This is a genomic window from Streptomyces sp. NPDC049040 (assembly GCF_043197715.1).
In the GTDB taxonomy this organism is placed as follows: Bacteria; Actinomycetota; Actinomycetes; order Streptomycetales; family Streptomycetaceae; genus Actinacidiphila.
Map to the genome: position 1 here is coordinate 728,777 of NZ_JBICTO010000001.1, position 12,489 is coordinate 741,265.

Below are 12,489 nucleotides of genomic sequence, written 5' to 3' on the forward strand. Positions count from 1 at the left end.
GAGCGCCATGAGCTCTGCGCACGCGGCACCCGACATCCTGTCGCCCGAATTCGCCGCCGACCCGTACAGCGCCTACCGGATCATGCGCGAGCACCACCCGCTGATCCGGCACGAGGCCACCGGCAGCTACCTGGTGTCGCGGTACGAGGACGTGGCCCGCGCGTTCAAGGACCCGGTCTTCACCAGCGACAACTACGAATGGCAGCTCGCCCCCGTGCACGGCAGGACGATCCTGCAGATGGACGGCACGGAGCACTCGGTACGCCGGGCGCTGGTCGCCCCGGCCTTCCGCGGCCGGGAGCTGCGGGAGAAGTTCCTGCCGGTCATCGAGCGGAACGCGGCGGAATTGATCGACGGCTTCCGGGCGGAGGGCCGCGCCGACCTGGTCGCGGACTTCGCCACCCGCTTCCCGATCAACGTCATCGTCGACATGCTCGGCCTGGACCGCGCGGACCACGACCGCTTCCACGGCTGGTACACCGCGATCATCGCCTTCCTCGGCAATCTCAGCCAGGATCCCGACGTCACCGCCGCCGGGCTGCGTACCCGCGAGGAGCTGGCCGCCTACATGCTCCCGGTGATCAGGGAACGCCGCGCCCACCCGGGCGACGACCTGCTCTCGACGCTGTGCACGGCCGAGATCGACGGTGTGGCCATGTCCGACGAGGATGTGAAGGCCTTCGTCAGCCTGCTGCTGGCGGCGGGCGGCGAGACCACGGACAAGGCGGTGGCGGGCGTCTTCCGCAACCTGCTGGCGAATCCCGAGCAGCTGGCGGCGGTGCGCGCGGACCGCTCGCTGATAGCGGCGGCCTTCGCCGAGACGCTGCGCTTCACCCCGCCGGTGCACATGATCATGCGGCAGCCGTCTCGGGACGTGGCGCTCAGCGGCGGTACGGTGCCGGCCGGCGCCACGGTGACCTGCCTGATCGGGGCGGCCAACCGCGATCCGGCGCGCTACGCGGAACCCGACACGTACGACATCCACCGCAAGGACCTGACCACCGCGAACGCCTTCTCGGCCGCCGCCGACCACCTGGCCTTCGCGCTCGGGCGGCATTTCTGCGTGGGCGCGCTGCTGGCCAAGGCGGAGATCGAGGTGGGGGTGGGCCGGCTGCTGGACGCGATGCCCGACGTGGTGCCCGACGGCCCGGGGCTGCCGCCCGAGCAGGGGCTTTTCACCCGGGGCGCCGGTTCGCTCCCGGTGCGCTTCACACCCGTGCCCGGCGGGGCCGGCTGAGGCGGGCGGCCGCCCGCGGTCACGACGCGGTGAAGCGGACGGGCAGGTGTGCGGGGCCCCGCATCCACACCGAGGGGCGCCACACCAGCTCCTCGGCCGGCACCGAGAGCGCCAGGTCGGGCAGCCGGTCGAGCAGCACCTCGACCGCGGCCCGGGAGATCACCTCGGCCATCTCGGGGGCGGGGGCCGGGCAGCGGTGCTCGCCGTGGCTGAAGGACAGGTGCGCCCGGTTGCCGGTCGCGCCCGCGGTGGTGTCGGGCCGCACCTGCGGGTCGGTGTTGGCGGCGGCCAGGCCGAGCACCACGCAGTCGCCCTCGGCGATCCGCCGCCCGGCGAGGGTGGTGTCCCGCGCAGCCCAGCGGCCGATGAAGTTCTGCGTCGGGGTGTCGGCCCACAGCACCTCGTTGAGTGCCTGGCCGGCATTGCGCCGACCGCCGGAGAGGGTGAGGGCGAAGCGGTCGTCGGTGAGCATCAGCCGCAGGGTGTTGCCGATCCAGTTGGAGGTGGGCTGCTGGCCCGCCGCCATGATCGAGATCATGTCCTGGACGACCTCCTCGTCGGCGAGGCCCGCGGGGTGTTCCAGCATCCTGGTCGGCACGTCCGGCCCCGGGGAGTTCCGGCCGCGGGCGAGCAGCGCCGCCATCGTGGCGTGGATGCGCCGGTAGGCGTCGACCGCGCCGGGCCCGTCGTCGAGCGAGGCGGCCATGTCCGCCGCCAGTCCGCCGGTCTCGTCCTCGTCGAGGCCGAAGAGTCCGGCCATCACCCGCAGCGGCACCTGCCCGGCGTAGTCCGCCATCAGCTCGGCGTGCCCGGCGGCGGCGAAGCCGTCGACCAGCCGGTCGCCGACCGCCTCCGCCGCCATCCGCAGCTCGTACTGGTCGACCGCGCCCAGCACGTCGCTGATCGCCCCGGAGCGGCGCCGGTGCTCGGCGCCTTCGGTGAAGAGGACGGAGGGGGTGTGCATCACGTACGGCAGCAGCGGCCAGTCCGGCGGGATGCGGTCCCAGGCGTGCCAGCGGCGCGAGTCGCGGGCGAAGACCTCCGGGTTGGCGGTCACGTGGTGCAGCTCGCGGTAGCCCAGCACCAGCCAGGCCGGGATGTCGTCGTCGAGCAGCACCGGCGCCACGGGACCGTGGGCGCGGCGCAGCCGCCGGTAGAGGTCGGCGGGGTCGGACGTGAAGTCCAGCGAGTGCATGCGCACCGCTTCTTCTGCACCCTCACCGCGCTGCGCGGGCGGTGGCGCGGTGGGGTCCTGGTGGGTCGTCACGGCGTGGTCTCCCGGGCGTACGGCGGGGTGTGCGAGGAGTGCGGGGGCGGGACGGGGGCGGCCCGCACCCCGATACCGGTGCCGGCGCCGGCAAGAAAGCTGCGCGCGTCGCGGATCCCGCCGGCGCCGGAAGCGCCCGCCACGACGGTCTTCGGGCCGGTGGTGGCGGTGGAACACGGGGAGGGCGCGGCGGCGCCCCCACGGGCGCGCTCAGAGCTTCTGGAGGGCAAGGAGCACCTTCTTCAGCGTGTCGCGCGGCGGCAGCTGGTCGCCGCGGCCCGCGGGCCCCGGGTGGCGGGCGCTGACCCGGCCGGAGTCCTGGAGGTCGCACAGCAGGATCTTGACCACGCCGACCGGCATCCGCAGGTAGGAGGACAGCTCCACGACGGCCATCGGGCGCCGGCACAGCTCCAGGATCCGCACGTGCTCCGAGGGCATGCCGCGGGCCGGCTCGCCCTCGCTCACCACCAGGGTCACCAGGTCGAAGGAGTCCTCGCGGGTGCGGGACCTGCCGCCGGTGACGACGTAGAGCCGGTCCGGCTCGCCGCTGTCCACAGGGCCGCGGCCGGGACCCCGGGCCCTGGTCATGCCGGCTGCCTCCCGCCGGGCGGCCGCGCGGGCAGCAGGTCCTGCCCGTCGCCGGTGTCGCGCCGGTCGGCGCGCAGATGGCTGCCGATCTGCTCGACCAGCTCGTTCATGGTGTGCCCGACGATGCCGGGGTCGGCATCGTCGTCGCCGATCACCGCCAGGTGCGCGCCCTCGCCCGCCTCGACGATGAAGAGGATGCCGCCGTGGAATTCGGTCATCGACTGCCTGACCCCGCCGCTGCCGTCGCCGAACTCCATGGAGGCGCCGTGCGCCAGGCTCTGGACTCCGGAGGCGATGGCGGCGAGCTGGTCGGCGCGGTCGGCGGACAGGCCCGACGACATGCACAGCTTGAGCCCGTCCCTGGAGAGCACCAGCGCATGCCGGGCGCCCGGGGTCTTGGCCAGCAGGTTCTCCAGCAGCCAGTCCAGGCTGCGATCGGTCGTGGTCATCTGTCGGTGTCCTGTCCTGTGTGCGGTTCTCCGTCGGTACGTTCCTGCCGCGGTACGGGGGCCACGCCGAGCGCGGCCCGGCGGAAGGCGCGGAAGCGCTCGCCCGAAGCGGCCCGGGCCCTGGCTTCGCGCTCCCGGGACTCCCGGTCCCGCGCGATCGGCGAGGGCGGCACCGCGGCGGCCGCGATGAGGTCGAGGTGCCCTGAGCCGGCGCGTGTCCTGCTCCTGGTGCGCCTGGGCAGCGGCACGGGCGCCGCGACCGCGGTACGCGTGCCGCCGGTGCGGAGGCTCTCCGTACGCTCGCCGCCCGTGCCGCCGGTCCGGACGCTCTCCATCCGCGTGCCGCCCGTCCGTTCTGCGCCCGTCCGTTCTGCGCCCGTCTGTTCGGCGTCCGTACGGGCGAGGTCCGTACGCGCCCTGCCCCTCCGTCCGCCGTCCCCGGCAGGCGCCGGCACGGCGGGGGGCAGCGCGGCGGGCGCCGGGGCGCGGTCGTACGAGCGGGCCTCGCGGCGGGGCAGCGGCGGCCAGTCCTCGGGCAGCCGGGTGATCAGCTGCTGCGGGATCAGCACCACCACACCCGTTCCGCCGCGCGACGACGGGCGGAAGGACACCGTCAGCCCGTACTTGCGGGCCAGGCAGCCCACCACCGCGAGCCCGAACCGGGTCCCCGAAAGGTCCCGCAGGTCCAGCGGCGCGGCCGACACCAGCTTCTCGGCCCGCAGCAGTGTCGAGGGCGGCATGGTCAGGCCGCCGTCCTCGACGGTGACGACGACGCCCGCGTGCGTCTCCTGCACGTAGACGTGCACCTCCTCGGCGGGCGGCGAGAAGGTGGTCGCGTTGTCCATGATCTCGGCGAGCGCGTGCATGACGCCCTCGGCGGCGTAACCGGCGACCGCGGCCGTGGAGGCGCAGTGCAGCCGCACCCGGCGGTAGGCGCCGATCCGGCCCACCGCACCGCGCAGGATGCTCTCCATCACGATCGGCCGGGTCCAGCGGCGGCCGGAGCGGGAGCCGGTGATCACCGCGATGCTGTCGGCCATCCGGCCGGCCTGCGCGGTCTGGTGGTCGAGTGTCAGCAGGTCGCCGAGCACGTCCTCGCCGTGCCGCATCTCCATCTCGCGCAGGTCGGCGAGCATGCTGGTGGACAGCGCCTGCACCCGGCTGGCGGTGTTCGCGCAGGCCGCCATCACCGCGGCCCGCATCCGCTCGCTCGCGCCGACCTCGCCGACGACCGCCGCCAGCAGCCGCTGGTGGGCCGCGCCCGGCGGCCGCGGCAGCTTCGCCAGCACGGTCGGCGCGGACTTGCCCGAGCGCAGCTGCTCCACCGCCCTGGGCAGGATCACCTCGGTCAGCAGGTCCGCCTGCTGCTCGATTTCGGCCGCACGGGCGGCCTCGGCGGCGAGCCCGGCCCGCAGCGCGGCCTGTCCCGCGGTGGCGGCCCGCGCCGCGTCGGCGGCCTGCCGTGCGTGCGCGCTCTGCGCCGCGAGCCGGTCGGCGGTACGCGACCAGACTCCGGCCAGCGCGACGACCGCGCCCAGCAGCAGCGCCGCCGCACCGGCGAGCAGCGCCACGGTGGGCCGGTCGGGGGCCGAGGTGCGCGAGACCGCCCAGCCGCCGGCTGCGGCGGCCGCGAGCGCCGCGGCCACCGGCGGCCCGTGGACCGGCAGCGCCGACGCCCGGCGGGGCGGGCCCGCGGCCGCGGGGGGAAAGGGGACGGACGGGGGCTGCGGTGCGGCTGGCATCGATTGCTACCTCGTGGCGGTGGCCGGCTGCCGGCCGCCTGCCGTGAGCGGTGGAGGCGGAAAGGGGGAGGCCGGCCGGCGGTGGGGGAGGCCGGCCGGGGGACGCAGAGCATCCCCCGGGACGCGAGAGCCGTGGGGGAATCCCGCGTTCCGCACCCTACTCGCCGAAGTGCCCGCATTCCTACCGGTCTTGACGTTCCGTCGGATATATGCAAAGGGCCGGTGCGTACGGGTGGCCACCCGTACGCACCGGCCCTTCCGGGGTCCGGCGACCGTGTCAGCGTGTCAGCGCGTCACCGCGATGTGCTGCAGGATCGCTTCCGCCAGCGCCGCGTCGCCCTCGGTCTTGAGCCGGTCGGCGACCGCCGCCGGCCGCACCCTGCCGGTCAGCAGCCGCAGGAAGGTCTCCCAGTCCAGGGCGAAGGTCACCGCGGGGCCGAGCGAGACCGCCGAGTCGATGGAACCGCGGCCGTCGGCGTTGACGCGCACCGTGCGCATGAACTCCAGCGGCCCGTGCACGTCGAAGACCACCGCGGACCCGGGCTTGGCGCCCGCGTCGTGCGCGACCAGCTTCGGCAGCGAGCGCAGCACGAAGTCCCTGGCCAGCGCGGCCGCGGCGGACGCCAGGTTGCCGGGCTTGTCGAGCGCCCTGCGCAGATCCTGCTCGTGCACCCACACGTCGAAGACGCGGCTCCACAGCTGCTCCTCGAGGGTGATCTCGCCGCCGCCGATGGCACGCACCTCCGCGTCGGGCTCCCGCGACTCGTTGCGCAGCTGCCGTGACCTGCGGATGATCGTGTACTCGAGCTCCGAGGTCATCTCGGGGGCCGTGTGGTGCCGCCGGATGTCGACCGGCACCTCGGTGTAGCGGGCGGTCTCGCTCGTGATGTGCCGGAGATCGCTGGGAAGTGTGTGAATCGGGCGCGGATCGCCGAGCAGTTCGCACTCGAAGCCGATGATGTGGGACACGATGTCGCGCACCGACCAGTAGGGGCACTCCGTCCGGCGGTTCCACTCCCCCTCGGTCAGTGGGGACACCAGTTCGTTGATGGATTCTATGGAGTGGGTCCAGGCGTCGATGTACGGCTGGAGCTTGCTGTGGACGGTCACGGGACCCCTCGACGGATCGGTGCGCGGTCGTGGTGGTTGGCGCCTAAGTTACGCTGCGCGCGGGCGCCCACGCAGTGCTTTCGAATGACGATGGTAGGCCCGGCTTGACGACCCAACGTATGGGCGGTGTCCAGGTGCGCGCAACGCTTCTCCAGATCGAGGTCGACCCGGCCGAGACGACCGCCGACCGGCGGCGCCGTGCGGCCGGTCTCGTCCGTGCCCAGGCGGGCGCGGATCTCGTCGTCCTGCCCGAGTTGTGGACGGTCGGCGCGTTCGCGTCCGACGACTTCGCGGGCGGCGCCGAGCCGGCCGCCGCCGGTCCCACCGCCGAGGCGATGAGCGCCGCCGCGCGGGACGCGGGGGTGTGGCTGCACGCGGGCTCCGTGGTCGAGCGCGACCCCTGGCCCGACGGGCCGCTCTACAACACCTCGCTGCTTTTCGCGCCCGACGGCGCGCTGCACGCGGTCTACCGCAAGATCCACCGCTTCGGCTTCGACCGCGGTGAGGCGGTGGTCATGGCGGCGGGCGAGCGGATCGTCGCCGCACGGCTGCCGCAGGCCGTGCTCGGCCTCGCGACATGCTACGACCTGCGCTTTCCCGAGCAGTTCAGGCTGCTGGTCGACGAGGGCGCCGACATGCTCGTCGTCCCGGCGGGCTGGCCCGCGCGGCGGCTCGCGCACTGGCGGGTCCTGGTGCAGGCGCGCGCCGTCGAGAACCAGGCGTACGTCCTGGCGTGCGGTACCGCCGGCACGCACGCCGGTGTGGAGCAGGCCGGCCACAGCATGGTCGTCGACCCCTGGGGGACCGTGCTGGCGGAGGCCGGCCCCGGCGAGGAGGTCCTCACCGTCGACCTCGACCCCGCCAGGGCGGCCGCGACCCGCGCGGAATTCCCGGTCCTGCGGGACCGCGTCCTCGGGGTGAGCCGCCGGTAGCGACCCCGAGGCCGCAGCGGCAGGCGGCCACCCCGGCGGCCACCCGGCGGCTACTCCTTGGCGACCATGCGGTCGACGCAGACGGCGACCGCGATGAGCATGGCCGCGTCCGCGTCCTCGCGCTCGACGTCGATGGCGTAGGCGTCCCGCAGGGAGAACCACTTCCGGGAGATGCGGGCCAGCCGCTCGCCCTCGTACTCGATGTCGAACTCCTTGCCGATGAGGTCGCCGCGGATCTCCAGCTCCTCGCCGGAGGCGAGGTCGGCCCGGTAGGCCTCGTGCAGCAGCGCCAGCCGCTTCTTGCGGACGGTGACCAGCACGTCGCCGTCCCGCTCGATGGTCATCGCGTCCCGCAGGCTGACCAGCTTCTTGTGGATGACGGCGACCACCGCGCCCGACGGATCCTGGAGTTCCAGGGTCTCCCTGATCCTCAGCACCTTGCCGTCGACGTAGAAGGCCTTGCGGCCGTCCTCGTCCTCGATCCAGTAGTCGTCGCCGATGGCGAACATTTTCTCCTGCACCACGTATTTCATGGGGGAATGCCTACCCCCGGTGATGCTGTTGGATGGGGATATGACTGCACGTGCACGCGTCCGGGCGCCCGAGCTGATCGGCAAGGGCGGCTGGCTGAACACGGGTGAGGCCACTCCCACCCTCGCCGACCTGCGCGGATCCATCGTGATCCTGGATTTTTGGACCTTCTGCTGTGTGAACTGCCTGCATGTTCTCGATGAGCTGCGGGAGCTGGAGGAGCGCCATCGTGACACTGTGGTGATCGTCGGTGTGCACTCGCCGAAGTTCGTGCACGAGGCGGAGCACCAGGCCGTGGTGGACGCCGTCGAGCGGTACGAGGTGCACCATCCGGTGCTCGACGACCCGGAGCTCGCGACCTGGAAGCAGTACGCGGTCCGGGCCTGGCCGACCCTGGTGGTGATCGACCCGGAGGGCTACGTGGTGGCCCAGCACGCGGGCGAGGGGCACGCGCACGCGCTGGAGCGGCTGATCTCGGAGCTGGAGGTCGAGCACGGAGCGAAGGGCACGCTGCGGCGCGGCGACGGCGTGTACGTGCCGCCGGAGCCGGTGGCGACGGACCTGCGCTTTCCGGGGAAGGTGCTGGCGCTGCCGGGGTCGGGGCACTACCTGGTGTCGGACTCGACGCGGCATGCGCTGGTGGAGCTGGCGGCCGACGGCGAGACGGTCGTGCGCAGGATCGGCACCGGTGAGCGCGGCTTCGTGGACGGCGACGCGGCGACGGCGCGGTTCAGCGAGCCGCAGGGGCTCGCGCTGCTGCCGGACGGCGGGGTCATCGTGGCGGACACCGTCAACCACGCGTTGCGCAGGCTCGACCTGGAGAGCGGCCGGGTCACCACGGTGGCCGGGACCGGGCGCCAGTGGTGGCAGGGCTCGCCGACCAGCGGGACTGCGCGCGAGGTGGACATGTCGTCGCCGTGGGACGTGGCCTGGTTCGAGGACCGGGTGTGGATCGCGATGGCGGGTGTGCACCAGCTGTGGGTGTACGACCCGGCCGCAGGGCGGGTCGAGGTCGCGGCGGGCACCACGAACGAGGGCTTGGTCGACGGCCGCGCCGCCGACGCCTGGTTCGCCCAGCCGTCAGGGCTCTCGGCGGCCGCCGAGGGCGCGGGGCGGCTGTGGGTCGCCGACTCGGAGACGTCCGCGCTGCGCTGGGTGGAGCGTGCGACCGACGGCGACGGCTATGTGGTGCGTACCGCGGTCGGCACCGGCCTCTTCGACTTCGGCCACCGTGACGGGCCCGCGGGGCAGGCGCTGCTCCAGCACCCGCTCGGTGTGACCGGCCTGCCCGACGGCTCCGTCGCGGTCAGCGACACCTACAACAACGCGCTGCGCCGCTACGACCCGGCCACCGGCGAGGTCAGCACGCTGGCCACCGACCTGCGCGAGCCGTCGGACGCGGCGGTGGTGGACGGCGACATCGTCGTCGTGGAGTCCGCGGGGCACCGGCTGACCCGGATGCGGCTGCCCGAGGAGGCGGTGCGCGTCGAGGCGGTGGCCCACCGCACGCAGCGGGCCGCCACGGATGTGGCGGCCGGTGCCTTCCGGCTAGACGTGGTCTTCTCCGCGCCCGCCGGGCAGAAGCTCGACGAGCGCTACGGGCCCTCCACCCGGCTGCTGGTCAGTGCGACCCCGCCGGAGTTGCTGGCGGACGGCGGGGGCAAGGGCACCGATCTCTTCCGGGATCTGGTGCTCGACCCGTCCGTGGTGGAGGGCGTCCTGCACGTGTCGGCGATGGCGGCGTCCTGCGACGACGACCCGGCCAACGAGTACCCGGCCTGCCATGTGCACCAGCAGGACTGGGGTGTCCCGGTCCGGTTGACCGACACCGGTGAGACCCGCCTCGCGCTGGTCCTGGCCGGGATGGACGCGCCGCCGGCTCAGTAGCGCCGGTCGGTGTAGTAGCGCTCCTCGACGACGGGCGGCACGTTGCCGTCCGCTGTCGGGGGGATCCTGCGCCGCTTGAAGATGCTCACGTACGCGGCCATGCCGATCACGCCGACGGCCATCATGATCAGGCCGAGCAGGTCCATGTTGACCCCCTTGGCGTGCCAGTCCGTCGCGAAGGTGATGATCGCACCGACGGCGATCAGGATGATGCAGCCTCCGATACCCACGATGTCCGCCTCCAGAGGGGGGAGTTGAGTGGTGCTCACCCCTCGCCTACCCGACGCTGACCGCCGAAACATCGGCCTCGTGGCGGTAGTCGGTGGGCGTGGTCCCGTAGGCGGCGCGGAAGGCCCGGGTGAAGGTGGCGTGGTCCTTGAAGCCCCAGCGGGCCGCGATGACGTGGACGGGCGTGGCCGCCAGGGCCCGGTCGGCGAGGTCGTGGCGGGCGCCCCGCAGCCGCTGGTGGCGGATGTAGGAGGCGACGGTGGTCCCCTCGGTCCTGAACAGCCGGTGCAGATGGCTGCCCGAGATGTAGTGCGCGGCGGCGATGGCGGTGGGGGTCAGCTCGGGGTCGTGCAGATTCCGCTTGATGAAGGCCTTCACGCCGAGCACCAGGGTCCGGTGGCGGGTCTCCGGCTGGAGGTGGGGCTCCGCGTCCGTCACGTTCGCGAGCACCGCGGTGACCAGGTCGCTGAGGACGGCGCCGAGGCGGTACGCGTCCGCCGTCGTGTAGGGGGTGGGGTCCGTCGTCACCTGGGTGACGAACTGCGCCAGCAGGGCGCCGATCCCGCTGCGCCCCGATATCGGGCGCCCGAGCACCTGCTGTGCCCTGCCCCACGGCAGGCCGAGCTGCGTCTTGGGCACCTCGATGCCGATCGAAGTGATCGTCTCGTCCGAGGTCGCGATCTCGTAGGGCACCGAGCTGTCGTTGGTGAAGATGTCGTAGGTGCCGTACGTGGCCTCGTTCCTGCGCCAGGAGGCGGTCGCGCCGCCGCGCACCACCAGCGAGATGTGGCAGTACTCCGGGTCGGACTGCCGGATCAGCTTCGGGGTGCGCAGGAACACCAGCTGCTGGTAGGTGGCCGGCCACATCGACACCTCGCCGAGGGTGATGAGCCGCAGGTGCGCCTGGTAGTCACCGGCGTGGTTGCTGGTCAGGCGCATCGGGGCGTGTGTCTGGCTCATGAGTGCCTGCCAGGCCTCGAACCGCTCGGCCGGCGGCAGGTCCTCGCTCCTGAACACCGTCCCGTCCATCGTCGCCTCCCTTCGGGAATCGGCCGCCGCGACCCTTGCCGCCGCTCGCACAGAGGGTGGAGTCAACTCCACGGCGCCGCGGACCGCAATGCCGCCTTTGCGTGCACTGCGGCCGCGGTGTGCGGTACCGCCGGTCATCGCGTCCGAGGGACGGAGGGGACCGGGGCCTATGCGGTCAGGAAGGCGCTCAGCGCGCCCGCCAGGTAGGCCGGGTCGTCGGCGCCGCACATCTCGCGGGCCGAGTGCATGGAGAGGATCGGCACACCGATGTCGACCGTCGTGATGCCGTGGCGGGCCGCGGTGATGGGCCCGATCGTCGTCCCGCAGGGCATCGCGTTGTTGGACACGAAGTGCTGGAAGGGCACGCCCGCCGTCTCGCACGCGGCCGCGAAGACCGCCCGGCCGCTTCCGTCGGTGGCGTAGCGCTGGTTGACGTTCGTCTTCAGGATCGGGCCGCCGTTGGCGCGCGGGTGGTGCGTCGGGTCGTGCTTCTCGGCGTAGTTGGGGTGCACGGCGTGGCCGACGTCGGAGGAGACGCAGACGGTGCCGGCCAGTGCCCGCAGCCGGTCCTCGTAGCCGCCGCCGCGGGCGTTCACCGAGCGTTCCAGGACGTTGCCGAGCAGCGGCCCCTGGGCGCCGGTGTCGGACTGGCTGCCGTTCTCCTCGTGGTCGAAGGCGGCGAGGACGGGGATGGCGTCGAGGTCGCCCGACTCGGCGGCGGCGATGAGCGCGGCCGTGCAGGCGTGCACGGACAGCAGGTTGTCCAGCCGGGGCGAGGCGAAGAGCTCGCGGTCGCGGCCGAGGTAGGCGGGTGGCTGCACGTCGTGGGCCATGAGGTCCCAGCCGGCCACGTCGTCGGGGTCGAGGCCCGCCTCGGCGGCGAGGAAGTCGACGAGGTCGCCGTCGTGGACGTCGCCGAGGCCCCAGACGGGCTGGAGGTGCCGCTGCTTGTCCAGGTGCAGGCCGGTGTCGTTGACGCCGCGGTCGAGGTGGATGGCGAGCTGGGCCACCCGCAGCAGCGGCCTGTCGACGTTGACCAGGGCGGTGCTGCCGTCGCGGAGCGAGAGCCGGCCGGCCAGGCCCAGGTCGCGGTCCAGCCAGCTGTTGAGCAGCGGGCCGCCGTAGATCTCGACGGCGACCTGGCGCCAGCCGGCGGTGCCCATGTCGGGGCGGGGCTTGACCCGCAGGTTGGGGGAGTCGGTGTGGGCGCCGACGACCCGGAAGGGCGTCTCGGGGCGCGCGCCCCTGGGCACGTACCAGGCGACGACGGCGCCGCCGCGCAGGACGTACTTCCCGCCGGTGGCGCCGTCCCAGGCGTCGGTCTCGGAGACCCGGTGGAAACCGGCCTTCTCCAGCCGGGCCGCGACGGTGGCGACCACGTGGTACGGGGACGGTCCCGCCTGCACGAAGGCGGCGAGGTCGTCGGTGTGGGTGCGGTCGAAGGTGCGCGCTGACGGGCTCATACCGGCCAGCATAGGAAACGCCGGGT

The 12,489-nt window shown here is 73.3% G+C and carries 12 protein-coding genes; 3 read left to right on the forward strand and 9 right to left on the reverse strand.

The features are described 5' to 3' along the window. The first annotated feature begins 7 nt into the window (after window positions 1–7). Window positions 8–1,237 carry a cytochrome P450 gene (locus ACGFMP_RS03335; protein WP_393669944.1) on the forward strand — a complete coding sequence of 410 codons (1,230 nt, stop codon included), beginning with the start codon at window positions 8–10 and terminating at the stop codon, window positions 1,235–1,237. A 19-nt stretch (window positions 1,238–1,256) separates the two neighbouring features. Here the strand turns inward: ACGFMP_RS03335 and ACGFMP_RS03340 are convergent, their stop codons facing one another. The 5 genes from ACGFMP_RS03340 to ACGFMP_RS03360 form a co-directional block, all read right to left on the reverse strand. Next, window positions 1,257–2,432, reverse strand: a complete 1,176-nt coding sequence (locus ACGFMP_RS03340) for a cytochrome P450 (RefSeq protein ID WP_393670319.1) — start codon at window positions 2,430–2,432, stop codon at window positions 1,257–1,259. 282 nt (window positions 2,433–2,714) lie between these two features. Next, window positions 2,715–3,092: a DUF742 domain-containing protein gene (locus ACGFMP_RS03345; protein WP_393669945.1), complete on the reverse strand. Its 378-nt coding sequence runs from the start codon at window positions 3,090–3,092 to the stop codon at window positions 2,715–2,717. Further along, the gene (locus ACGFMP_RS03350; RefSeq protein WP_393669946.1) at window positions 3,089–3,541 is read right to left on the reverse strand and encodes a roadblock/LC7 domain-containing protein; all 453 of its coding nucleotides are present in this window, start codon (window positions 3,539–3,541) and stop codon (window positions 3,089–3,091) included. Before ACGFMP_RS03350 ends, ACGFMP_RS03345 begins: the two co-directional genes overlap by 4 nt. Beyond that, window positions 3,538–5,283, reverse strand: a complete 1,746-nt coding sequence (locus ACGFMP_RS03355) for a sensor histidine kinase (protein ID WP_393669947.1) — start codon at window positions 5,281–5,283, stop codon at window positions 3,538–3,540. The genes ACGFMP_RS03350 and ACGFMP_RS03355 overlap by 4 nt, the downstream gene beginning before the upstream one ends. A 285-nt stretch (window positions 5,284–5,568) precedes the next feature. Then, window positions 5,569–6,393, reverse strand: a complete 825-nt coding sequence (locus ACGFMP_RS03360) for a maleylpyruvate isomerase family mycothiol-dependent enzyme (protein WP_393669948.1) — start codon at window positions 6,391–6,393, stop codon at window positions 5,569–5,571. 134 nt (window positions 6,394–6,527) lie between these two features. On the opposite strand from ACGFMP_RS03360, the gene ACGFMP_RS03365 reads away from it, so the two are divergent. Beyond that, the gene (locus ACGFMP_RS03365; protein WP_393670320.1) at window positions 6,528–7,325 is read left to right on the forward strand and encodes a carbon-nitrogen family hydrolase; all 798 of its coding nucleotides are present in this window, start codon (window positions 6,528–6,530) and stop codon (window positions 7,323–7,325) included. 50 nt (window positions 7,326–7,375) lie between these two features. Here ACGFMP_RS03365 and ACGFMP_RS03370 read toward each other — a convergent pair whose 3' ends face one another. Next, the gene (locus ACGFMP_RS03370) at window positions 7,376–7,858 is read right to left on the reverse strand and encodes an LURP-one-related/scramblase family protein (RefSeq protein WP_393669949.1); all 483 of its coding nucleotides are present in this window, start codon (window positions 7,856–7,858) and stop codon (window positions 7,376–7,378) included. Between the two features lie 40 nt (window positions 7,859–7,898). On the opposite strand from ACGFMP_RS03370, the gene ACGFMP_RS03375 reads away from it, so the two are divergent. Then, the gene (locus tag ACGFMP_RS03375; RefSeq protein WP_393669950.1) at window positions 7,899–9,743 is read left to right on the forward strand and encodes an NHL domain-containing thioredoxin family protein; all 1,845 of its coding nucleotides are present in this window, start codon (window positions 7,899–7,901) and stop codon (window positions 9,741–9,743) included. On the opposite strand, the gene ACGFMP_RS03380 is transcribed toward ACGFMP_RS03375, so the two are convergent. The 3 genes from ACGFMP_RS03380 to ACGFMP_RS03390 all read right to left on the reverse strand — a co-directional run bounded on the left by ACGFMP_RS03380 (window position 9,737) and on the right by ACGFMP_RS03390 (window position 12,463). Continuing rightward, complete coding sequence (locus ACGFMP_RS03380; protein WP_393669951.1) at window positions 9,737–9,973, reverse strand: hypothetical protein; 237 nt, start codon at window positions 9,971–9,973, stop codon at window positions 9,737–9,739. The two genes, ACGFMP_RS03375 and ACGFMP_RS03380, sit on opposite strands and share 7 nt — an antisense overlap. A gap of 46 nt (window positions 9,974–10,019) precedes the next feature. After that, window positions 10,020–11,000 (reverse strand): helix-turn-helix domain-containing protein, encoded by a 981-nt coding sequence (locus ACGFMP_RS03385; RefSeq protein ID WP_393669952.1) that lies wholly within the window; start codon window positions 10,998–11,000, stop codon window positions 10,020–10,022. 167 nt (window positions 11,001–11,167) lie between these two features. After that, window positions 11,168–12,463, reverse strand: coding sequence for a M18 family aminopeptidase (locus tag ACGFMP_RS03390; protein WP_393669953.1), 1,296 nt, complete (start codon window positions 12,461–12,463; stop codon window positions 11,168–11,170). Between the last annotated feature and the right edge of the window lie 26 nt (window positions 12,464–12,489).

Excerpts from the sequence above, each read along its gene's own strand:
- ACGFMP_RS03340 (WP_393670319.1), bottom strand. The coding sequence starts at position 2,432 with ATGCACTCGCTGGACTTCACGTCCGACCCCGCCGACCTCTACCGGCGG.
- ACGFMP_RS03350 (WP_393669946.1), bottom strand. The coding sequence starts at position 3,541 with ATGACCACGACCGATCGCAGCCTGGACTGGCTGCTGGAGAACCTGCTG.
- ACGFMP_RS03370 (WP_393669949.1), bottom strand. The coding sequence starts at position 7,858 with ATGAAATACGTGGTGCAGGAGAAAATGTTCGCCATCGGCGACGACTAC.
- ACGFMP_RS03385 (WP_393669952.1), bottom strand. The coding sequence starts at position 11,000 with ATGGACGGGACGGTGTTCAGGAGCGAGGACCTGCCGCCGGCCGAGCGG.
- ACGFMP_RS03335 (WP_393669944.1), top strand. The coding sequence starts at position 8 with ATGAGCTCTGCGCACGCGGCACCCGACATCCTGTCGCCCGAATTCGCC.
- ACGFMP_RS03375 (WP_393669950.1), top strand. The coding sequence starts at position 7,899 with ATGACTGCACGTGCACGCGTCCGGGCGCCCGAGCTGATCGGCAAGGGC.
- ACGFMP_RS03345 (WP_393669945.1), bottom strand. The coding sequence starts at position 3,092 with ATGACCAGGGCCCGGGGTCCCGGCCGCGGCCCTGTGGACAGCGGCGAG.
- ACGFMP_RS03355 (WP_393669947.1), bottom strand. The coding sequence starts at position 5,283 with ATGCCAGCCGCACCGCAGCCCCCGTCCGTCCCCTTTCCCCCCGCGGCC.
- ACGFMP_RS03390 (WP_393669953.1), bottom strand. The coding sequence starts at position 12,463 with ATGAGCCCGTCAGCGCGCACCTTCGACCGCACCCACACCGACGACCTC.